Here is a 20,571-nt window from a genome sequence, read left to right on the forward strand (position 1 = left end):
GACCTGTGGTCGAGGCGCTTTTGCACAAAGAGGGTGGAACATGATTGAGCAATTTTTCCGGCCGGACTCCATAGAGCAGGCGTTGGAGCTTAAGCGCCGCTTGCAGGACGAGGCCGTCTACTTCGCCGGAGGAAGTAAATTAAACGCCACGCCGACGCGTACCGAGAAGCGTGTCGCCATCGCCCTGAAAGGACTGGGTCTGGATCAGGTGACCTGGCATGGCGGGGCGTTGCACCTTGGCGCGATGAGTACGCTGCAACAGTTGCGCGATACGGCGCTGCTGCCGCAGGCGTTGCAGGAGGCGCTCGGTTTCGTCTACTCGCGTCATCTACGTAACCAGTCGACGCTGGGCGGCGAGCTGGCGGCTCAACAGGCGGAATCGGTGCTGGCACCGGTGCTGTTGGCGCTGGATGCCCGTGTGCAGAGCGCCGACGGCGCGGAGATCGCGTTGGAGGATTACCTGGCCGCCCCGGACGATCGTCTGCTGACGGCGGTGATCATCGCCGATCCCTTCCGTTGCTGCGCCACACGTAAAGTCAGCCGTTCGGCGGCGGGCTGGTCGGTGGTGACGGCGGCCGTCGCCCTGCCGGATGAGGGGGGCATGCGCATCGCCCTGGATGGTGTCGGCGAGCGCCCGTCGCGTCTGCGCGATGTGGAGGGGCAGGGCCTGGAGGGCGAGCAATTGGAGCAGGCGGTCAGCGCTGCGATCGCACCGCGCGCCGATTTGAGCGGCAGCGAGGCATACAAACGCTATATCGCGGGCGTCGTAGTGGCTGAACTGTTGGCCGACTGCCAGCAGATGAGGGAGGAAGCAAAATGACAATTCGCTTTACGCTGAACGGTACGCCACGCACGCTGGCATGCCAGCCGGGCGAGAATGTGCAGCACCTGTTGTTTGGACTCGGCATGCACTCCGTCCGTAATAGCGACGACGGTTTCGGCTTTGCCGGCTCCGATGCCATTATCTTCGACGGGGTGGTGATCAACGCCTCCCTGCTGATCGCCGCCCAGTTAGAGGGCGCGGTGGTGCGTACCGCCGAATCACTCGGTGCGTGGAATCAATTGAGTCCGGTCCAGCAGGCGATGGTCGATGTCGGCGTGGTGCAGTCCGGCTATAACGATCCGGCGGCGGCGCTGATCCTGACCGATCTGTTAGAGCGTATTCCGGCGCCGAGTCGCCAGGATATCGACGATGCGCTCTCCGGGCTGTTCAGCCGTGATGCGGGCTACCAGCAGTTCTACCAGGTAGTGGAACTGGCCGCGGCGCGGATGCGCGATCCGCAGTACCAGATGGAGGTCGCTCCAGAGTTTCGTGACGATCTGACAGTCGTCGGTAAGAACTGCCCGAAGGTGGATGCGGCTAAGATGGTGCAGGCCAAGCCCTGCTACGTTGAGGATCGTATCGCGGCGGACGCCTGCATCATCAAGATGTTGCGCTGCCCGCATCCTCATGCGTTGATCACGCATCTGGATGTCAGCCGTGCCGAGGCGTTGCCAGGGGTGGTGCATGTTATCACCCATCTGAACTGCCCGGATGTCTATTACACGCCTGGCGGCCAGAGTGCGCCGGAGCCGTCGCCGCTCGATCGCCGCATGTTCGGCAAGAAGATGCGCCATGTCGGTGATCGTGTCGCCGCCGTGGTGGCGGAAAGCGAGGCGATCGCCCTGGAGGCGTTGAAGCTGATCGAGGTGGAATACCAGATCCTGCGTCCGGTGATGTCCATCGACGAGGCGATGGCCGACGATGCGCCGTTGATCCACGACGAACCCATCGTGTATGTGAACGGGGCGCCTAGCGATCTGGAGGTGCAGAATCGGGGCTCGGCACAGCGCGGCGAACACATGATCATCAACTTCCCGATCGGGGCACGCCCGCACGACAATATTGCCGCCAGCGTTCACGGCCGTATTGGGGATGTTGAACAAGGCTTCGCTCAGGCGGATGTCGTCATTGAACGCACCTACGAGTCAACCCAGGCTCAGCAGTGCCCGACCGAGCCGCACGTCTGTTACACCTATATGGATGGCGATCGTCTGGTGGTGCATGCCTCTACCCAGGTGCCGTGGCACGTACGCCGCCAGGTGGCGCGTATCGTGGGGATGAAACAGAATAAGGTTCACATCATCAAGGAGCGTGTCGGCGGCGGCTTTGGCTCCAAGCAGGATATCCTGTTGGAAGAGGTGTGTGCCTGGGCGACCTGCGTCACCGGGCGTCCGGTCTACTTCCGCTATACCCGTGAAGAGGAGTTTATCGCCAACACCTCGCGTCATGTCGCCAAGGTGAAGGTGAAGATCGGCGCCACCAAAGAGGGGCGTCTGACCGCCATCGACATGGACTTCCGCGCCAATACCGGTCCGTATGGTAACCACTCCTTGACGGTGCCGAGTAACGGCCCGGCGCTGTCGTTGCCGCTCTATCCCTGCGATAACGTCAATTTCCAGGTCACCACCTATTACAGCAATATCTGTCCGACCGGGGCCTATCAGGGCTACGGGGCGCCGAAGGGGAACTTCGCCCTGACCATGGCGCTGGCCGAACTGGCCGACCAACTGGGCATCGACCTGCTGGATATCATCGAGCTGAACCGGGTGCATGAGGGACAGGAGTTGAAGATCCTCGGCGCGATCGGCGAAGGCAAGATGCCGACCTCGGTTCCCTCCGCCGCCAGCTGTGCGTTGGAGCCGATCCTGCGTAAAGGGCGTGAGCTGATCGATTGGGATTCCCCGAAACCGGCCGACGGTGATTGGCGTGTCGGACGTGGCGTGGCGATCATCATGCAGAAGTCTGGTATTCCCGATATCGATCAGGCCAACTGCATGATCAAGTTGGAGTCGGACGGCACCTTTATCGTCCATTCCGGCGGTGCCGACATCGGGACCGGGTTGGATACGGTGGTCAACAAGTTGGCGGCCGAGGTGCTGATGTGCCCGATGTCCGAGGTGCATGTCATCTCCGGCGATACCGACCACGCGCTGTTCGACAAGGGGGCTTACGCCTCATCCGGGACCTGCTTCTCCGGTAACGCCGCCAAGAAAGCGGCAGAGAATCTGCGCGAGAAGATCCTGTTCCACGGCGCGCAGATGCTGGGTGAGCCGCAAGAGGATGTCGTGTTGGTCGCACCGGGGATCGTGCGCGGTAAGCGTGGTGAAGTCAGCTATGCCGACATCGCGCATAAGGCCGAGACCGGTACCGGTTTCGGGACCTTGGTGGCGACAGCCAGCTACATTACGGCGGACTTCGCCTTCCCTTATGGCGCTAACTTCGCTGAAGTGGCGGTCAACGTGCGTACCGGTGAGATCCGGCTGGACAAGTTCTATGCCCTGCTCGACTGCGGTACCCCGGTGAACCCCGAGCTGGCGTTGGGGCAGATCTACGGCGCCACCATGCGCGCCATCGGCCACAGCATGAGCGAGGCGATCCGTTACGACAGTGAGGGGCGGCCGATCACCCGCGATCTGCGCACCTACGGTGCCCCAATGATCGGCGATATTCCGCGTGACTTCCGCGCCTTCCTGGTACCGAGCGACGATCATGTCGGCCCGTACGGCGCCAAGTCGATCTCGGAGATCGGGGTTAACGGGGCGGCACCGGCCATCGCCACGGCGATTCACGATGCCTGCGGTGTTTGGCTGCGTGAATGGCATTTCACTCCGGAGAAGATACTGAACGCGTTAGGAAAACTGTAAGACCGCATGGCGCCGCCCCGCGGGGGGCGGCCCTATGCCAACGATTCAATTAGCCGTTGGATAATAAATATCCGCCCTACACAGCGACAGACGGATGAATGAGGACGTGAGGTTCAGGGACGCCCTTTGCCGTTAGCGAGGAAAACGCGTAGGTGGATATTTATTAATTGAATCAGATGATCAAATTTACCTGAGGAGTAAAGGGATGTCTGATATACCGCGTGCTGGATCCGATCTTATTTATCAACTCGAGGACAAACCGCCCTTTCACCAATTAATGGTGGGCGCGGTGACTCATCTATTAGCTATTTTCGTCCCCATGGTGGCACCGGCATTGATCGTCGGCACCGCCTTGGGCCTATCGACTGAAATCACCGCCTACCTGGTTTCGATGGCGATGATCGCCTCCGGCGTCGGCACCTGGCTACAGGTCAACCGCTATGGCTGCGTCGGTTCAGGTTTGTTGTCGATCCAGTCGGTCAACTTCTCCTTCGTCACCGTGATGATCGCCCTCGGCGGTGCGATGAAACACGATGGACTCCATGAAGAACTGATCGTCTCGACGCTGCTCGGCGTCTCCTTCGTCGGTGCCTTCCTGGTGGTGGGTGCCTCGTTTATCCTGCCCTACCTACGCCGGGTGATCACCCCGACGGTAAGCGGGGTGGTGGTGCTGATGATCGGCCTGAGCCTGATCAAGGTTGGCATCATCGACTTCGGCGGCGGCTTCGCCGCCAAGAGCAGCGGCACGTTTGGCAACTATGAAAACATCGGCGTCGGTCTGCTGGTACTGCTGGTGGTGATCGGCTTTAACTGTGCGCGCCACCCCTTGCTGCGGATGGGCGGCATCGCCATCGGGCTGATCGTCGGCTATATCGTGGCGCTGTGCCTGGGCATGGTCGATTTCAGCGCCCTGCGCGACCTGCCGCTGGTGACCGTGCCGGTTCCTTTCAAGTATGGCTTTACCTTCGACATGCACGCCTTCCTGGTGGCCGGCACCATCTATCTGCTGAGTGTGCTGGAGGCCGTAGGGGATATCACCGCGACCGCCATGGTCTCCAACCGTCCCATCGAGGGGCCGGAGTACCAGTCGCGCCTGAGCGGTGGTGTGCTGGCCGATGGGCTGGTTTCCGTCATCGCCTCCGCCCTCGGTTCGCTGCCGCTGACCACCTTTGCGCAGAATAACGGGGTGATCCAGATGACGGGCGTGGCCTCGCGTTATGTCGGTCGGGCTATCGCCGTGATGCTGGTGATCCTGGGGCTGTTCCCGGTGATCGGCCGTTTCTTTACCACCATTCCCGCTCCGGTATTGGGGGGCGCGATGACGCTGATGTTCTCGATGATCGCCATCGCCGGGATCCGCATCATCATCTCCAACGGTCTACGCCGGCGCGAGACGATCATCGTCGCCACCTCCCTCGGGCTCGGGTTAGGCGTCTCCTATGATCCGGCGGTATTCCGGGTGTTGCCGGACTCCCTGTATGTGTTGGTGGAAAACCCCATTTGTGCCGGTGGCCTGACTGCCATCATCCTGAACCTGCTGATCCCGATGCGTAACAAGGCCGAGGTTCGCGAAGAGAAGGATACGGCGGTCGAGTCGTTACGCGGCGAAGAAGAGATGGATTGAGTCAACGAGTTGGCTGACGAGGAGTTAAACATGGTTTGTGAACACACGCTCAAGGCAGTACGCGGCAGCATCCTGGATGTCACCCGCACGGTAAGCGATCCGCAAGAGGTCGAATCCGCACTGCGTTTTATCGAAGATGGCCTGCTGCTGATCTGCAACGGTAAGGTTGATTGGTGCGGTACTTGGGAAGAGGGGAAGGCGCGTATTCCCGCGTCGATCCGTGTGCGCGATTATCGCGGTAAGCTGATCGTGCCCGGTTTCGTCGATACCCATATTCACTACCCACAGAGCGAGATGATCGGTGCCTATGGCGAGCAGCTGTTGGAGTGGCTGAACAAGCACACCTTCCCCACCGAGCGGCGTTACAACGATCTCGATTATGCGCGCGAGATGTCTAACTTCTTCCTCAAGCAGTTGTTGCGTAACGGTACCACCACCGCTTTGGTGTTCGGCACCGTGCATCCCGAGTCGGTGGACGCACTGTTCGAGGCGGCCAGCCATATCAATATGCGCATGATCGCCGGCAAGGTGATGATGGACCGCAACGCGCCCGATTATCTGTTGGACGATGCCCAGAGCAGCTATGACCAGAGCAAGGCGCTGATCGAGCGTTGGCACAAGAATGGCCGCCTGCTGTACGCGATCACGCCGCGTTTCGCCCCGACCTCCAGCCCCGAGCAGTTGGCGATGGCTCAGCGCTTGCGTGAAGAGTACCCCGATACCTATTTGCACACCCATCTCTGCGAGAACCGTGAGGAGATCGCCTGGGTGAAGTCGCTCTACCCGCAGCATGATGGCTACCTGGATGTGTATCACCAGTATGGTTTGACCGGGAAGAACTGCGTGTTCGCTCACTGTATCCACCTAGAAGAGAAGGAGTGGGATTGCCTGAGCGATACCGGTTCGTCGATCGCCTTCTGTCCAACCTCCAACCTGTACCTCGGCAGCGGGCTGTTCAACTTACAAAAAGCCTGGCGTAAGCGGGTGAAAGTCGGGATGGGGACCGACATCGGCGCCGGCACCACCTTCAACATGTTGCAAACCCTGAATGAGGCCTACAAGGTGATGCAGCTCCAGGGTTGCCGCCTCTCCGCCTATGAGGCGTTCTACCTGGCGACGCTGGGCGGTGCGGCCTCGTTGGGACTGGATGATCGCATCGGTAACTTCCAGGAAGGGAAAGAGGCGGACTTTGTGGTGCTGGAGCCGACGGCGACGCCGTTGCAGCAACTGCGCTACGACAACTCTGTCTCCTTGGTGGATAAGCTGTTCGTCACCATGACACTGGGCGACGATCGCACCATATATCGTACTTATGTGGATGGTCGTTTAGTGTACGAACGCACCTAAAATGGCCCATTTTTGGGTTGAAATGACGAGCTATTAGGCCAGATAATCGTTTGCCTTTTACTTCCGTCCCATTTTTACCCGAATTTGGTCGCAGGATGTAGTGGCAGGGAGTAACGGCTGCCGGTAGGGCAGCCGACATGGGGCGGAGGGCAGATAAGAATCATAGGCCGCTCTGCATCAACAGACGTAATCGATTACGTTACAGATTAGTTTTCTAAATCACTCAGAGGACATCATCATGTCTAGCGATTCTTCTCAGGTATCGACGGCAGGGAAGTCACAGGGATCACTCGATGGCTTTTTTAAGATCTCTGCGCGTGGTAGCAGCGTACGTCAGGAGGTGCTCGCCGGTTTAACGACGTTTTTGGCGATGGTCTATTCGGTGATCGTGGTACCGGGCATGCTGGGCAAGGCCGGATTCCCGCCGAGTGCTGTCTTTGTGGCGACCTGTTTGGTGGCCGGCTTTGGTTCGCTGGTGATGGGGTTGTGGGCTAACCTGCCGATGGCCATCGGCTGCGCCATCTCCCTCACCGCCTTTACCGCCTTCAGCCTGGTGCTGGGGCAGCAGATCAGCGTGCCGGTGGCGTTAGGCGCCGTATTCCTGATGGGTATTCTGTTTACCGCCATCTCGGTGACCGGGATTCGAACCTGGATCCTGCGTAACTTGCCGATGGGGATCGCCCATGGCACCGGCATCGGTATCGGCCTGTTCCTGTTGCTGATTGCCGCCAACGGTGTCGGCCTGGTGGTGAAGAACCCATTAGAGGGGCTGCCGGTGGCGCTGGGGGCCTTCACCTCATTCCCGGTGATGATGTCGCTGCTGGGGCTGGCGGTGATCTTCGGATTGGAAAAACTGAAGGTGCCGGGCGGGATCCTGCTGGTGATCATCGGTATCTCTATTATCGGCCTGATCTTCGACCCGACCGTACAGTATCACGGCCTGGTGGCGATGCCGAGTCTGGCGGGGGCCGATGGCCAGTCACTGATCTTTAGCCTGGATATCATGGGCGCCTTGCAGCCGGTGGTCTTGCCGAGCGTACTGGCGCTGGTGATGACCGCGGTGTTCGATGCGACCGGCACCATTCGCGCGGTGGCCGGTCAAGCCAACCTGCTGGATAAAGAGGGGCAGATCATTAACGGTGGCAAGGCGCTGACCGCCGACTCCGTCAGCTCGATCTTCTCCGGCCTGGTCGGTGCCGCTCCGGCGGCGGTGTACATCGAATCGGCTGCCGGTACCGCTGCCGGTGGGAAGACCGGTTTGACCGCCGTGGTGGTCGGGGTGCTGTTCCTGCTGATCCTGTTCCTCTCTCCGCTCTCCTATCTGGTACCGGGCTACGCGACGGCACCGGCGCTGATGTATGTCGGCCTGCTGATGCTGAGCAACGTCGCCAAGCTGGACTTCAACGACTTCGTCGATGCTATGTCCGGCCTGGTCTGCGCGGTGTTTATCGTGTTGACCTGTAACATCGTTACCGGGATTATGCTGGGCTTCAGCACCCTGGTGATCGGCCGCGTATGCTCGAAAGAGTGGAACCGCCTGAACATCGGTACCGTGGTGATCGCGGTGGTGTTGGTCGGCTTCTACGCCGGGGGATGGGCTATCTAACCGCCTGGTCTCTCCATGTTGGAAAAGCGCCTACGGGCGCTTTTCTGCTGTCTGAGAGGGCGAAACTTCAACACCAGTGCTACCAGTCACGATTTTCCGACCCCGCCTAACCGTTTACGCTAGATTTCCCTTCGGTGAAAAATTCATAAGATGATATTTTGTAACGTGTTGCATTAATTACCTAGGCTGTGAGTCGGAACTAGCATGGAAATATTCTTCACAATCCTGATCCTGATTTTGGTGGTGTCACTCTCCGGTGTGCTGACGCGTATGCTGCCGTTTCAAGTCCCGTTGCCGTTGATGCAGATTGTCATCGGGGCACTGTTGGCCTGGCCGCATTTTGGGTTGCATGTCGATTTCGACCCAGAGCTGTTCCTGGTGCTGTTCATTCCCCCCTTGCTGTTCGCCGACGGCTGGAAGACGCCGACGCGTGAGTTTCTCCACCATGGGCGTGAGATCTTCGGCTTGGCATTAGTATTGGTGTTGATCACCGTGATCGGCGTCGGCTATTTCCTGCATCTGCTGCTACCGGAGGTACCGTTGGTGGCGGCCTTCGCATTAGCCGCCGTCCTGTCGCCCACCGACGCCGTGGCGCTCGGTGGGATCGTCGGTCAGGGGCGAATTCCGAAGAGCATCATGGGGGTGTTAGAAGGGGAGGCGCTGATGAACGACGCCTCCGGCCTGGTCGCCTTGAAGTTTGCCATCGCCGTGGCGATGGGCACCATGGTGTTCACCATCTCGGGTGCCACGCTGGAGTTTATCAAGGTGGCGTTGGGCGGTCTGCTGACCGGCGCGGCGGTCACCTGGCTGTACAGCAAGTCGTTACGGGTGATGAGCCGTTGGGCGGGGGATGACCCGGCCACCCAGATCGTCTTTCTGATGCTGCTGCCCTTCGCCAGTTACCTGATCGCCGAACATATTGGCGTCTCCGGCATCCTGGCCGCCGTCGCGGCCGGGATGACCATCAGTCAGTCGGGAGTGATCCGCAACGCGCCGCTGACCATGCGCCTACGCGCCAATAGCGTATGGGCGATGTTGGAATTCGTGTTTAACGGCATGGTATTCATCATGTTGGGGCTGCAATTACCGGGGATCCTGGAGAACTCCATCATCCAGGCCGATCGCGACCCCAATATCGAAACCTGGTATCTGTTCGCCGATGTGGTGTTGGTGTATGCGTTGCTATTGGTGCTGCGCTTCCTCTGGCTATGGGGCATGAAGCGTATCAGCCTCCACTTTTTTCAACGTAATCCGTTGCAGTTTGCCTCTTATAGCATGCGCGATCTGTGGATCGCCTCCTTCGCCGGGGTACGCGGGGCGATTACGCTGGCGGGTGTCCTCTCTATTCCGCTATTCCTGAGCGATGGCTCGCCGTTCCCTGGGCGTTATCAGTTGGTGTTCCTCGCCGCCGGGGTGATCCTGTTCTCCTTGCTGATCGGCGTGGTGGCGTTGCCGCTGCTGTTGCGTGGCGTCGAGGTCAGTGATGGCGCCACCTATCGCGACGAGGAGCTGATGGCGAAGTCGATCAGCGCCGAGGTGGCCATCGAGAGCCTGAAGAAGATGCAGGAGCGCTTGGAGGCAGACACCGAAGAGAACATCGATCCGCAGCTGCTTACCGAGGTCAGCTCCCGGGTGATCGGTAGCCTGCGGCGGCGGGTGATGACCAAGGAGAATGTCGACGAGATCCGCGAGGTAGAGAACCTGGAGCGCCGTTTCCGCTTAACGGCGTTGCGTGCCGAGCGGGGCGAGCTGTATCACCTGCGCGCCACACAGAAGATCAGCAACGAGACGCTGCAGAAGATGTTGCACGATCTGGATCTGCTGGAGGCGTTACTGATCGATAAGGGATAAGTGGAGGCCGCGTCGCTGGCTCGGGCCCCGCTCGTCTTAGACGGCCGGGGCTTTTTTCTTGCGACTCTGTGTGGTCTCAGGGGTGCGGGGTCTCCGGTGTCTCATCGCTGGCGCAGTGCGTCAGCCGCTCGGGGTGCATCGTCCCTGCCGGCCAGAATTCACGGCAGCGGGCGATCCAGGCTTGGGCGCTGTGTGACAGATAGCGTCCGTGACACCAAATGAGCCCCAGGCGCCACATCAACGCGGGCTCCAGCGGCAGCCATAGCAGGCTGTGCGGATCGAGGCGCTGACAGATCGGCTGCGGTAGGATGGCGATCCCGACGCCGGCTTGCACCATGGCGGCCAAGAAGTCCCACTGCCCGCTACGTACCGCGATCTGCGGTTGTACCCCGGCGGCGGTGAAGGCCTGCATCAACTGTTGATAGAGCGCGAAGTCCTCGTTGTACAGCAGAATATTTTGCTGGGTGAGGTCGCTCATGCTCAGGGCCGTGCGGTTGAGCCAGGGGGCCTGGCGTGGCAGTAAGACATACAGCGGATGACTGAACAGGGGGAGTGAGGCGATCGCCGGATCGGGCTGGGTCGACAAGGCGGTCAGCGCCAGATCCAACTCACCGGAGAGTACCGCTTGCTCAACCGCCAGGCCGCCAAACTCAGCGATATGCAGCTCGATACCGGGGTAGCGCTGGCGAAATTCGCCGATCAGTCCAGCCATCTGGGTACCTACCATCGGCGGGATACCCAGTTTTAGGCTGCCCTTCGTCAGGGTGCCGAGATCGTCCAGCTCGGTTTTCAGTTGGGCGAATTGGTCGAGGATGGCTAACGCTCGCTGGTAGACGACGTTGCCACTATCGCTCAGCCGCAGTCCACGCCCCTCGCGGATCAGCAGGGTGCAGCCCAACTCCTCCTCCAGGTTGCGTAACATCTTACTGATGGTCGGCTGGGTGACGAACAGCTTCTCCGCCGCGCGGGTGAAGCTCTGTTGACGCACCACCTCAACAAAATAACGTAACGTTCTTACGTCCATGCAGGACTCCGCTATACAGGGATAGGTATGCCATTTATCAATGGCGCCAATAATTTTAATTCATTTTATGCCTATGATCCTCTCTGCCTATACTGTGCGCCTTATCACATAAATTCCCCTTCTGAGGTTAGTATGTCGCTGGCGTTACGCCATAGAGTGGTGCCGCTGTGCGCCCGTATGCGGGTCCCCGCACAGGTGGCGCTGTATGCGCTGTTGTTTGTCTTCTCCCAATGGCTGGTCAGCCGCTTCTCCCTGCCGTTACCGGCTAACATCGTCGGTATGGTGTTGATGCTGATACTGATCGCGTTGCGTATTGTGCCGCTGGCGTGGGTGAAGGCGGGCTCCCGCTGGTTGCTGGCGGAGATGCTGTTGTTCTTCGTCCCGGCGGTGGTGGCGGTGGTGAACTATGCCGCGTTGCTGATGGTCGAGGGCTGGCGCATCGTGGCGGTGATCGCCCTGAGTACCGTGTTGACACTTGGCCTGACGGCGCTGGTGGTGGATCGGGTGTACCGTTTAGAGTTGCGCCTCCAGCGGCGACGCCGCGCCGTGGTGGAGCCGTCATGAATAGCCTCGCGCTCAGTCTGCTGTGTCTGGCGGTGACGCTGGTGCTCTACTTCGCCAATAAGCGCCTCTACCGACGCATCCATCGCATCTGGCTGATGCCGTTGGTCTTGACGCCGCTGCTGCTGGTACTGTTGCTGTTACTGGGGCATATCTCTTACCGTGACTATATGGGCGAGAGTCACTGGTTACTCTGGCTATTGGGGCCGGCCACCATCGCCTTTGCCGTACCGGTGTATGAGAACCTGGCGATCATACGTCGCCACTGGTTATCGTTGACGATCGGGGTGCTGACGTCGACGCTGGTGGCGGTGCTCAGTTCGGTCTGGTTGGCTCGCCTGCTGACCCTGCCGGAGAGCATCCAACGTAGCCTGGCGGTACGGTCGATCACCACCCCCTTTGCCATCGAGGCGGCCAAGCGCCTGGGTGGTCAGCCGGATCTGGTGGCCCTGTTCGTGGTGATCACCGGGGTGTTTGGCATGGCGGTAGGCGACATGTTGTTATTGCGTCTGGCGGTGCGGAGTGGCATGGCTAAGGGGGCGGGACTGGGCGCCTCATCCCACGGCGCAGGCACGGCCAAGGCCTATGAGTTAGGACAGACCGAGGGCGTGGTCGCCAGCCTGGTCATGATGCTGGCGGGGGTGGTGACCGTGTTGCTTTCTCCGTTGATCGGTCGTCTGTTGTGGTAACACCAGTCAGGCCCCGTCGTTAGGACGGGGCGTCCTCGTCAGGGAAACATCTGCGCCAGATAGTGTGTTAAGCGATCGCGTGAGGTGAAGCCGTGCGGGATGCCGACATAGGTCGGTGATGCGGCATCGGGCAGTAGCGGAAAGCGCACATAGGCCGGACTGCTGCGTTGCGCGTCGGAGGGCTGGGCGAAGCGCAGGCTACGCTGAGCCAGATCGGGGTGGATCAGCAGCGCGGTACGCCCGAGTCGGACCTCCCGATTGACATAGACATAGTGCTCCCCCTTGTGAAAACCATAGGCTTGATCGCAGACGGCATCGCGAATAAATCCGGCGCGCAGCAGGACTTGCGCGACCTCGTCGGGACGTAAATACATCACCATTCTCCCTATTTATTTTTGCCCTATGACCTTAACGGATTGCGAGGGTGTCACAAGCGGACTTTTCCGGAATGGCTGAGATCGTCGGCGAACGCTACTCAATGACTGGCTTTTACGCTGATCGTAGCGATGTTATCGCGTGAGTAGGCCATGGCTGTCCGCGTGTCGGTCAACCGTAAGAGGTGGCAAGGTGGGGAGCAGGGCGCCCGTTCGAGCACGCGCCCTGCTAATATCTTAAGAGAAGATGGTGAACGGTGAGCAGACAAACTGCTGATTACCTATCGTCATGTTGTAGCGGTCGGTACCCGGCAGGCCACTCTGCATCTTGATGCCGAAGCGGATGGTGATATGGGCCGGATCCGGGGTAAAGGTGCCGCTGGCCTGATCATAACGCGACAGGGTATAGACCACGTCATCGGACATATCGGCGGTACGCTTGGCAACGTAGGTTTGCGTCAGGTTATTCGATGGATCGGTGATCTTCAGTGCCATCATATTGTCACTATTGATCGCCGTGGAGAGTACCTTTAACCCGCCACAGTTGGTTTGCCCGACAACCGGATAGGGGCCGATCATGTCGGCCGCCTGGGCGATGCCAGAGAGGGAAGCCACCGTCAGTAAAGCTATAAACGTTTTTTTCATCATCGTGTCTGCCTGATGTAATCAAGGACGTCAGTGTCGTCAAAATGCAGCCGAGGCCAAGCCTCTTTGCAGCCAAAAAAATGCCGCCAACGTCATCCGTGGCGCAGTAAGAAGCACCGCCTAGTGTAGGGAAACGCGCTGTGGCGTCTAGCGGGGCAATGCAAAAATTTATGACAGCATGCGTTCGCCAGGGTTCCCTGGCCGCGCGCCGCTATGGCGCAATGTCAATCAGGGTCAGGCGGGGAAATATTTATTTGCTAAAAAAAGGCAGGGTAGCGCGAGTGGCGGCGTAGCATTGCCAATAGAACATGGGTATGAGTAGGCGAAACGGAGTCCTAGGCGATGAGTGACAGAATGAATATTCGGCGTCTGACTTTCGATGTCGATAAGGCGATCTCTCAACCGACGATCATTGAGATCGCGCAGGCGATCCACGCTTGCAGCGGGGTGAGTGCCTTTAATATCACGGTGAGTGATATCGACATCGAAACTGTCGGGATGGATGTGACCATTGTCGGTGAGTATCTCGACCATGATCAGCTGGTCGAGGCGATGGAGAATACCGGGGCGGCGGTGCACAGCGTCGATCAAATCGTCTGTGGCAGTGAGATCGTCGAACGTAGTCCGCGAGCGCGCTAAACATGCGCCTGCTACGACGAGAGCATCATAGCTATAATCTCGTGGCCTTATTGGGTGGCGCGGTCTCGGGAACGATGAGCGCCGCGCTGCTCGCCATTGGTGCGCTATGGGCCGATGGCACACCCCTTGCCAGACCGATGCTGCTGACTATCGGTACCGTGAGCGCCCTCTCCAGCGCTTTCGCCTTCCTGCTCTCCCACTATGCCGGGCTGCGTGACGACTTGTTGCATGCCGAGCGCCAGCTGAATCTGACGGCGTCTGGGCGGCTGGCCAGTGGCATCCTGGGACGTAAGATCTTGCGCCAGGCGCTGCATGCGACCCTGTATGCCGCGCTCGCCTACTTGCTCTGCTTCGGCTTGCCCTTTCTGCTGGCATGGCCGTTCCCTGGCCTACCTTGGCTCCCGGCCGTCATCACGCTGTTATTGATCATCGTGATGGCGTTGCTCTTAGCGCGGGTGATGCAGGCGCGGCGCTGGGCCACCCTGGGTGTGGTGTCGCTCGGTTTTGTGCTCTGTGCCGTGATCGGGGCGTTGCTGCGCTACCGTTGAGGGCGGTTCCGGAGCGAGCTGCCTGGCATCTGTGAGGGAGAAGAAGATAAAAAAGGCGCTGTATCCGGAGAGGAACAGCGCCTTTTTTCAATAGGTTAACTGACGTTAATCAGTTCATGCCATATTTTTTCAGTTTCTTGCGCAGCGTACCGCGGTTGATGCCCATCATCAGGGCCGCACGGGTCTGGTTACCACGGGTGTACTGCATCACCATGTCTAACAGAGGCTGTTCCACTTCAGCCAGTACCAGCTCATACAGGTCGTTTACGTCCTGACCGTTCAGTTGAGCAAAATAGTTCTTCAGTGCTTGTTTAACCGAGTCACGCAGGGGCTTTTGAGTCACCTGATCCTGAGAGTTAACGGTAGAAACGGTCAGTACGTCAGAATTTACGCGTTGTTCGAACATAGTTCTGTCAGCTCTTTTTTTACGCTAAGTTTTTCGAAGTATGCCTCCAACGCCTCCAGCTGCTCGCTGGCGTCCTCAATGGCGTTGAATGTGCGCCGAAACTGGTCATTCGGGGCGTGTGCCTGGAGATACCAGGACACGTGTTTACGGGCGATGCGCAGTCCTTTTCCCGAGCCGTAAAAATCATGCAGCTCTTTGACATGCCCGGCCAATAGCTGCTTTATCTCGCCCAAGGGCATGGGCGGCAGCAGCTCCCCTGTGTCCAGATAATGCTGGATTTCCCGGAAGATCCAGGGTCTTCCCTGGGCGGCGCGACCAATCATCAGAGCATCCGCTCCGGTGTAGTCGAGCACCGCCTTGGCTTTATGCGGGTCAGTTATGTCTCCATTCGCGATAATCGGAATGGAAACATGCTGCTTAACTGTCCGAATGCTGTCGTACTCGGCCTCGCCGTTAAACAGGCAGGCACGGGTTCGGCCATGAATGGTCAAGGCCTGAATGCCACAGCGTTCAGCCAATTGGGCAATCTCGACACAGTTACGGTGTGCCGGATCCCAGCCGGTGCGTATCTTCAGGGTCACCGGAACCGCCACCGCGCCGACTACGGCGCGGAGGATCTGTTCCACCTGGTCGGGGTACTGCAACAAGGCAGAACCCGCCAGTTTGCGGTTTACCTTCTTGGCCGGACAACCCATGTTGATGTCGATGATCTGCGCGCCGAAATCTGCATTGATCTTGGCTGCCGCGGCCATCTCGTCGGGGTCATTACCGGCGATCTGCACAGCTCGGATGCCTGGCTCATCCATATGTACCATGCGCAGACGTGACTTATCCGTACGCCACACTTCCGGATTGGAAGAGAGCATCTCGGAAACCGCCATACCGGCGCCCATCTCATAGCACAGGGTGCGAAAGGGGCGATCGGTGATGCCCGCCATGGGCGCAGCGATAAGACGATTTTTAAGTTGGATATTTCCGATGCGCATAGACAAAGAGTGACCATACTGTGTCCGCAAGGGCGCGTATATTACGCATTTTTGCGCAGATATGAAAGGCCAAACTTTGAACAATCGACTGTCGTAGATCAAGGAAAGAGGGATGCTCTCGACACCTAGTAAAAATAATACAATATAAACAATTAGTTATCTATTTTTGCGCAAAAACTGCGCTGGGCGATTTTCTCTAAAGTTATTGTGACTGTCACGCTAAGGAAACAGTGCAACTCCATGCGATTGCTGTTTTTATCAGCACAATCACACTATTTTATGCGAGCGGAGTCTCATTTTCTTCTCGAATGCGCTGCAAAATTGGCCTGCGACACGCCAGCCGTGCGGCAGCGAAAGGGGACGCGCGGAGAGGGAAAGCGACGAAGGGAGGACGGGGTGAGGGGGGATGAGGATGGCGCCCCCTCTTCTGATAAGCAGCGTCCAGGAAGGGCGCGGGAGGGCGAGGATCGGCTGGCGACCGATGAGGCCGCCAGCCATGGCGCTTAACGGCGCACGCCGGTGATGCGACACCACTCTTCGCGTTCGGCCACCGCATCCAGCGCGAACTGGTCACGGTAGGCTTCGCAGACGCTCTCCGCCTGGCTCGCCAGGATGCCAGAGAGCCCCAGATGCCCCCCCTGACGCGGTAGACAGCTGATCAACGGCGCCAGCTCGCGCAGAGGGCCCGCCAGGATGTTGGCGACCACCACATCGGCGCTGAGGTTGGCCGGTTGATCCTGCGGCAGATAGAGCTCCAGTCGCTCGGAGACGCCGTTGCGTTCGGCGTTATCACGGCTGGCCTGGATCGCCTGCGGATCGATGTCGATGCCGATGGCCCGTGCGGCGCCCAGCTTCAGCGCGGCGATCGCCAGGATGCCGGAGCCGCAGCCGAAGTCGATGACCGTCTTACCAGCCAGATCCAGCCCATCGAGCCATTGCAGGCACAGGGCGGTGGTCGGATGGGTACCGGTACCGAAGGCCAGTCCCGGATCGAGCATCACGTTGACGGCCTCGGGATCGGGGATCTCACGCCAGCTCGGGCAGATCCACAGGCGACGGCCAAACTGCATCGGGTGGAAGTTATCCATCCACTCACGTTCCCAGTCCTTATCTTCGATCTGTTCGATCTTATGGCGGAAGTCCGCGCCCAGCGCCGGATGGCGCGCCAGCTCAGCGACCACCTGGGCCATCTCGGTCTCGGCATCGAACAGGCCGATGACGTCGGTATCCCCCCACAGCAGGGTCTCGCCCGGTAGCGGCTCGAACACCGGATTATCGTGGCTATCCTGGAAGGTGACGGACACGGCGCCGCACGCCATCAGCGCGTCGCTCAGGGTCTCCGCCTGACTACCGGTGGAGTTGATTTTGATTTGGATCCAAGGCATGGCATGTCTCTTTTACTAGTCGGTTGATTCGCTGGCAGCGAGCACAGGCTGCGCTCGGCTGCCGAAATAGTTTCCTACCCAGAAGGCCAGTAATCCCAGCACGAGGGAGGGCACGATCGGGTGCAGGTGGAACAGTTGGATCTTCAGGCTGGCCAGTAAGGCATAGCTGGCGGCGCCGACGATCATCGAGCTCAGGGCGCCGTGCGCGTTGGCCCGCTCCCAGTATAGCCCCAGTACTAACGGCCAGAGGAACACCGCCTCCAGACCACCGAAGGCCAACAGGTTTAGCCAGATGATCATCTCCGGTGGCCGCCAGGCCGCCAGCAGCAGTAGCGCGCCGAGGATCAGGGTCGAGGCGGCCGACAGGCGAGCCAGGCGGCGTTCGTTATTCACCGCCTGGGGTCGTAGGCCAAGATACAGATCTTTGACGATAGTCGCCGAGGATTGCAGCAATTGAGCGTTGATCGTCGACATGATCGCCGCCATCGGCGCGGCCAGGAAGATGCCGGCGGCGAAGGGCGGCAGCACCCGCACCATCAGCGTCGGTATCACCATGTCCGGCACCGTCAGATCGGGCAGCACCGCCCGTCCGAGCGCGCCTGCCAGGTGCATCCCGAGCATCAGCAGGGCGACGACGATGGTCCCGATGATGATGGCGCGATGCACCGCCTTGCTGTCCTTGTAGGAGATGCAGCGCACGGCGGTATGCGGCAAGCCGATGACGCCGAAGCAGACCAGGATCCAGAAGGAGGCCATAAACGGCAGGCTCAGGATGTCGTCGGCTCCCTGGGGCGAGACCAGCTTGGGATCGATGCGTTGTAGCGTCTCGACGGCGGCGTGCATGCCACCGGCGGCGTGGATGATCCCCACCAACAGCAGCAGGGTACCGAGCAGCATCACCACGCCCTGCATGGCGTCGTTGAGCACGCTGGCGCGGAAGCCCCCGAAGGCGGTGTATAGGGCGATGGTGACCCCGAAGATCAGCAACCCGGCATCGTAGGGGATGCCGGCGGCGCTCTCCAGCAGACGGGCCCCGCCGATAAACTGTACCGTCATCGCGCCGATAAAGGCGATCAACAGGCTGAGGCTGGCGACCCACACCAGCAGGCGACTACCATAGCGTGCGTACAGCATGTCGTTCAGCGTGACGGCCTGATACTTACGGGCCAGGATGGCGAACTTCTTCCCCAGAACGCCCAGAGAGAGCCACACGGCGGGTAGTTGGATCATCGCCAGTAACACCCAGCCGAGGCCGTACTTATAGGCCGCGCCTGGGCCACCGATGAATGAGCTGGCGCTGATATAGGTCGCGGTCAGGGTCATCGCCAGGACGAAGCCGCCCATCGAGCGGTCACCGAGGAAGTAGTCGTTGAGAAAGTTGCCTTTCTGGCGGCGGCGGTAGGCGTAAATCGACAGGCCGAAGACCAGAACCAGGTAACCAATCAGAGGCAGGATTACGTCAGTCTGCATTATCGCTCCCCAGCGGTATAGACTTGAAAATCAGGCGAACCATCGCCCAGCACAGCAGAATAAATAACAGCGGCAGCAGTAGGCAGGCCATTTCGAACCAGTGCGGCAGGCCGGTGATACCCAACAGGCTATCGGGTAGATAGCCTGCGGCAACCCAGGCCAGCAGATAGGCCAGCGTCAGCCATAAGGCCCAGCGGGCCTCACGGTGCGCCTGCGCGAAACGTGCATCCATGGGATCTCCCAGTGTCGGTAAGCCAATAAGCAAAAGCAGGGAATTGTACGGCAATGCGCCCGTCGATGCAGCGTCGGCTGATAATCAGGAAAGCAAAAGGCCGGTTGCCCGGCCTTTGAGAGGGTGTGCCATAGGGACGGCGATTATTTGTCCTGCAGGCCCAGCTTCTTCTCCAGGTAGTGGATGTTGGTGCCACCGGCCTGGAAGTTCGGATCGGTCATGATCGACTGCTGCAGCTCGATGTTGGTCTTGATGCCATCGATGATCAGCTCCGCCAACGCGTTTCTCATGCGGGCGATGGCCACGTCGCGGTTTTCGCCGTAGCAGATCAGTTTCCCGATCATGGAGTCATAGTACGGCGGTACGGTATAACCGGCGTAGATATGGGACTCCCAACGCACACCGAAGCCACCCGGCGCATGGAAGCGGGTGATCTTACCCGGGCTGGGCAGGAAGGTCTTAGGATCTTCGGCGTTGATACGGCATTCGACCGCGTGGCCGCGCACCTGTACTTCGTGCTGTTTGATCGACAGCGGTTGACCGGCCGCGATACGCAGCTGCTCTTTGATCAGATCGACGCCGGTGATCATCTCGGTGACCGGGTGTTCAACCTGAATACGGGTGTTCATCTCGATAAAGTAGAACTCACCGTTTTCGAACAGAAACTCGAAGGTCCCCGCCCCGCGGTAGCCGATGTCGACACACGCCTTGGCGCAGCGTTCGCCGATATAGCGACGCAGTTCCGGCGTGATGCCCGGAGCCGGTGCCTCTTCCACCACTTTCTGGTGACGGCGTTGCATCGAGCAGTCGCGTTCGGCCAGATAGATGGCGTTGCCCTGGCCGTCGGCCAGCACCTGGATCTCGATGTGACGCGGATTCTCCAGGTACTTCTCCATGTAGACCATGTCGTTATTGAAGGCCGCTTTCGCCTCCGCCTTGGTCATCAGGATGGACTGAGCCAGCTCCTTGTCACCACGCACGACACGCATGCCGCGACCGCCGCCGCCGCCAGAGGCCTTGATGATCACCGGATAGCCGATACGCTTGGCGATGGCACGGTTCTTCTCCATGTCATCATCCAGCGGGCCATCGGAGCCCGGTACACACGGCACGCCGGCTTTCTTCATTGCGCTGATGGCAGAGACTTTATCCCCCATCAGGCGAATGGTTTCCGCCTTGGGGCCGATGAAGATAAAACCGGAACGCTCCACCTGCTCGGCGAAGTCGGCGTTTTCAGACAGGAACCCATATCCCGGGTGGATCGCCACCGCACCGGTGATCTCCGCAGCGGAGATGATGGCTGGAATATTGAGGTAACTTTTAACGGACTGCGCCGGACCGATACAAATGGTCTCGTCCGCCAGCAGCACGTGTTTCAGATCGCGATCCGCCGTGGAGTGCACCGCTACGGTCTTGATCCCCAGCTCCTTACAGGCGCGCAGGATCCGCAGGGCGATTTCACCACGGTTAGCGATAACAATTTTATCTAGCATGTTC

Annotated in this window: 19 protein-coding genes; 10 read left to right on the forward strand and 9 right to left on the reverse strand. The window is 59.5% G+C overall.

From position 1 onward, the window contains the following. Positions 1 to 40 precede the first annotated feature (40 nt). The 6 genes from ygfM to DCL27_RS01830 all read left to right on the forward strand — a co-directional run bounded on the left by ygfM (position 41) and on the right by DCL27_RS01830 (position 10,115). Positions 41 to 820, forward strand: coding sequence for a molybdopterin-dependent oxidoreductase FAD-binding subunit (ygfM, locus tag DCL27_RS01805; protein WP_109691562.1), 780 nt, complete (start codon positions 41 to 43; stop codon positions 818 to 820). Continuing rightward, on the forward strand, positions 817 to 3,687 hold the full coding sequence (locus DCL27_RS01810) for a molybdopterin-dependent oxidoreductase Mo/Fe-S-binding subunit (protein WP_005289762.1): 2,871 nt from the start codon (positions 817 to 819) through the stop codon (positions 3,685 to 3,687). Before ygfM ends, DCL27_RS01810 begins: the two co-directional genes overlap by 4 nt. A 205-nt stretch (positions 3,688 to 3,892) precedes the next feature. Continuing rightward, a complete protein-coding gene (locus DCL27_RS01815) occupies positions 3,893 to 5,311 on the forward strand; it encodes a nucleobase:cation symporter-2 family protein (protein WP_005289763.1) in 1,419 nt (472 codons plus the stop codon). A 30-nt stretch (positions 5,312 to 5,341) separates the two neighbouring features. Then, positions 5,342 to 6,658, forward strand: coding sequence for a guanine deaminase (gene guaD / locus DCL27_RS01820; protein WP_005296149.1), 1,317 nt, complete (start codon positions 5,342 to 5,344; stop codon positions 6,656 to 6,658). A gap of 238 nt (positions 6,659 to 6,896) precedes the next feature. Continuing rightward, on the forward strand, positions 6,897 to 8,264 hold the full coding sequence (locus DCL27_RS01825) for an NCS2 family permease (protein WP_005289768.1): 1,368 nt from the start codon (positions 6,897 to 6,899) through the stop codon (positions 8,262 to 8,264). A gap of 204 nt (positions 8,265 to 8,468) precedes the next feature. After that, positions 8,469 to 10,115 (forward strand): Na+/H+ antiporter, encoded by a 1,647-nt coding sequence (locus tag DCL27_RS01830; protein ID WP_035597009.1) that lies wholly within the window; start codon positions 8,469 to 8,471, stop codon positions 10,113 to 10,115. 76 nt (positions 10,116 to 10,191) lie between these two features. Here DCL27_RS01830 and DCL27_RS01835 read toward each other — a convergent pair whose 3' ends face one another. Next, a complete protein-coding gene (locus DCL27_RS01835) occupies positions 10,192 to 11,139 on the reverse strand; it encodes a LysR family transcriptional regulator (protein WP_005289772.1) in 948 nt (315 codons plus the stop codon). A 132-nt stretch (positions 11,140 to 11,271) separates the two neighbouring features. Here DCL27_RS01835 and DCL27_RS01840 point away from each other — a divergent pair, with 132 nt between their 5' ends. Together DCL27_RS01840 and DCL27_RS01845 are read left to right on the forward strand one after the other, a co-directional pair. Then, positions 11,272 to 11,703 (forward strand): CidA/LrgA family protein, encoded by a 432-nt coding sequence (locus tag DCL27_RS01840; protein ID WP_005296158.1) that lies wholly within the window; start codon positions 11,272 to 11,274, stop codon positions 11,701 to 11,703. Further along, complete coding sequence (locus DCL27_RS01845) at positions 11,700 to 12,389, forward strand: LrgB family protein (RefSeq protein WP_035597012.1); 690 nt, start codon at positions 11,700 to 11,702, stop codon at positions 12,387 to 12,389. Before DCL27_RS01840 ends, DCL27_RS01845 begins: the two co-directional genes overlap by 4 nt. Before the next feature lie 38 nt (positions 12,390 to 12,427). On the opposite strand, the gene DCL27_RS01850 is transcribed toward DCL27_RS01845, so the two are convergent. Further along, positions 12,428 to 12,763 carry a DUF2002 family protein gene (locus DCL27_RS01850; protein ID WP_005289778.1) on the reverse strand — a complete coding sequence of 112 codons (336 nt, stop codon included), beginning with the start codon at positions 12,761 to 12,763 and terminating at the stop codon, positions 12,428 to 12,430. A gap of 237 nt (positions 12,764 to 13,000) precedes the next feature. Further along, positions 13,001 to 13,411: a hypothetical protein gene (locus DCL27_RS01855; RefSeq protein WP_005289779.1), complete on the reverse strand. Its 411-nt coding sequence runs from the start codon at positions 13,409 to 13,411 to the stop codon at positions 13,001 to 13,003. Positions 13,412 to 13,750: 339 nt separating this feature from the next. On the opposite strand from DCL27_RS01855, the gene DCL27_RS01860 reads away from it, so the two are divergent. After that, a complete protein-coding gene (locus tag DCL27_RS01860) occupies positions 13,751 to 14,047 on the forward strand; it encodes a DUF211 domain-containing protein (RefSeq protein ID WP_005289782.1) in 297 nt (98 codons plus the stop codon). Positions 14,048 to 14,049: 2 nt separating this feature from the next. Beyond that, positions 14,050 to 14,595 carry a hypothetical protein gene (locus DCL27_RS01865; RefSeq protein ID WP_005289784.1) on the forward strand — a complete coding sequence of 182 codons (546 nt, stop codon included), beginning with the start codon at positions 14,050 to 14,052 and terminating at the stop codon, positions 14,593 to 14,595. Positions 14,596 to 14,704: 109 nt separating this feature from the next. Here DCL27_RS01865 and fis read toward each other — a convergent pair whose 3' ends face one another. From fis to accC, 6 genes are all read right to left on the reverse strand, one after another. Next, the gene (gene fis / locus DCL27_RS01870; protein WP_000462905.1) at positions 14,705 to 15,001 is read right to left on the reverse strand and encodes a DNA-binding transcriptional regulator Fis; all 297 of its coding nucleotides are present in this window, start codon (positions 14,999 to 15,001) and stop codon (positions 14,705 to 14,707) included. Beyond that, the gene (dusB, locus tag DCL27_RS01875; RefSeq protein ID WP_035597019.1) at positions 14,983 to 15,987 is read right to left on the reverse strand and encodes a tRNA dihydrouridine synthase DusB; all 1,005 of its coding nucleotides are present in this window, start codon (positions 15,985 to 15,987) and stop codon (positions 14,983 to 14,985) included. Before dusB ends, fis begins: the two co-directional genes overlap by 19 nt. Before the next feature lie 503 nt (positions 15,988 to 16,490). Then, positions 16,491 to 17,372, reverse strand: a complete 882-nt coding sequence (gene prmA, locus DCL27_RS01880; protein WP_035597026.1) for a 50S ribosomal protein L11 methyltransferase — start codon at positions 17,370 to 17,372, stop codon at positions 16,491 to 16,493. 15 nt (positions 17,373 to 17,387) lie between these two features. Continuing rightward, positions 17,388 to 18,842, reverse strand: a complete 1,455-nt coding sequence (gene panF, locus DCL27_RS01885; protein ID WP_005289795.1) for a sodium/pantothenate symporter — start codon at positions 18,840 to 18,842, stop codon at positions 17,388 to 17,390. After that, positions 18,832 to 19,074: a YhdT family protein gene (locus DCL27_RS01890; protein ID WP_005289796.1), complete on the reverse strand. Its 243-nt coding sequence runs from the start codon at positions 19,072 to 19,074 to the stop codon at positions 18,832 to 18,834. Before DCL27_RS01890 ends, panF begins: the two co-directional genes overlap by 11 nt. A gap of 143 nt (positions 19,075 to 19,217) precedes the next feature. After that, complete coding sequence (accC, locus tag DCL27_RS01895; RefSeq protein WP_005289798.1) at positions 19,218 to 20,567, reverse strand: acetyl-CoA carboxylase biotin carboxylase subunit; 1,350 nt, start codon at positions 20,565 to 20,567, stop codon at positions 19,218 to 19,220. Positions 20,568 to 20,571: the final 4 nt, after the last annotated feature.

Origin of the sequence: Edwardsiella tarda ATCC 15947 = NBRC 105688, from assembly GCF_003113495.2 — a bacterium.
GTDB classification, from domain to species: domain Bacteria; phylum Pseudomonadota; class Gammaproteobacteria; order Enterobacterales; family Enterobacteriaceae; genus Edwardsiella; species Edwardsiella tarda.

Coding starts and splice junctions, on each gene's coding strand:
- prmA (WP_035597026.1), bottom strand. CDS start 17,372: ATGCCTTGGATCCAAATCAAAATCAACTCCACCGGTAGTCAGGCGGAG.
- DCL27_RS01850 (WP_005289778.1), bottom strand. CDS start 12,763: ATGTATTTACGTCCCGACGAGGTCGCGCAAGTCCTGCTGCGCGCCGGA.
- DCL27_RS01830 (WP_035597009.1), top strand. CDS start 8,469: ATGGAAATATTCTTCACAATCCTGATCCTGATTTTGGTGGTGTCACTC.
- guaD (WP_005296149.1), top strand. CDS start 5,342: ATGGTTTGTGAACACACGCTCAAGGCAGTACGCGGCAGCATCCTGGAT.
- DCL27_RS01810 (WP_005289762.1), top strand. CDS start 817: ATGACAATTCGCTTTACGCTGAACGGTACGCCACGCACGCTGGCATGC.
- DCL27_RS01835 (WP_005289772.1), bottom strand. CDS start 11,139: ATGGACGTAAGAACGTTACGTTATTTTGTTGAGGTGGTGCGTCAACAG.
- ygfM (WP_109691562.1), top strand. CDS start 41: ATGATTGAGCAATTTTTCCGGCCGGACTCCATAGAGCAGGCGTTGGAG.
- DCL27_RS01860 (WP_005289782.1), top strand. CDS start 13,751: ATGAGTGACAGAATGAATATTCGGCGTCTGACTTTCGATGTCGATAAG.
- DCL27_RS01825 (WP_005289768.1), top strand. CDS start 6,897: ATGTCTAGCGATTCTTCTCAGGTATCGACGGCAGGGAAGTCACAGGGA.
- panF (WP_005289795.1), bottom strand. CDS start 18,842: ATGCAGACTGACGTAATCCTGCCTCTGATTGGTTACCTGGTTCTGGTC.
- DCL27_RS01845 (WP_035597012.1), top strand. CDS start 11,700: ATGAATAGCCTCGCGCTCAGTCTGCTGTGTCTGGCGGTGACGCTGGTG.
- DCL27_RS01855 (WP_005289779.1), bottom strand. CDS start 13,411: ATGATGAAAAAAACGTTTATAGCTTTACTGACGGTGGCTTCCCTCTCT.
- DCL27_RS01865 (WP_005289784.1), top strand. CDS start 14,050: ATGCGCCTGCTACGACGAGAGCATCATAGCTATAATCTCGTGGCCTTA.
- DCL27_RS01840 (WP_005296158.1), top strand. CDS start 11,272: ATGTCGCTGGCGTTACGCCATAGAGTGGTGCCGCTGTGCGCCCGTATG.
- dusB (WP_035597019.1), bottom strand. CDS start 15,987: ATGCGCATCGGAAATATCCAACTTAAAAATCGTCTTATCGCTGCGCCC.
- DCL27_RS01890 (WP_005289796.1), bottom strand. CDS start 19,074: ATGGATGCACGTTTCGCGCAGGCGCACCGTGAGGCCCGCTGGGCCTTA.
- accC (WP_005289798.1), bottom strand. CDS start 20,567: ATGCTAGATAAAATTGTTATCGCTAACCGTGGTGAAATCGCCCTGCGG.
- DCL27_RS01815 (WP_005289763.1), top strand. CDS start 3,893: ATGTCTGATATACCGCGTGCTGGATCCGATCTTATTTATCAACTCGAG.
- fis (WP_000462905.1), bottom strand. CDS start 15,001: ATGTTCGAACAACGCGTAAATTCTGACGTACTGACCGTTTCTACCGTT.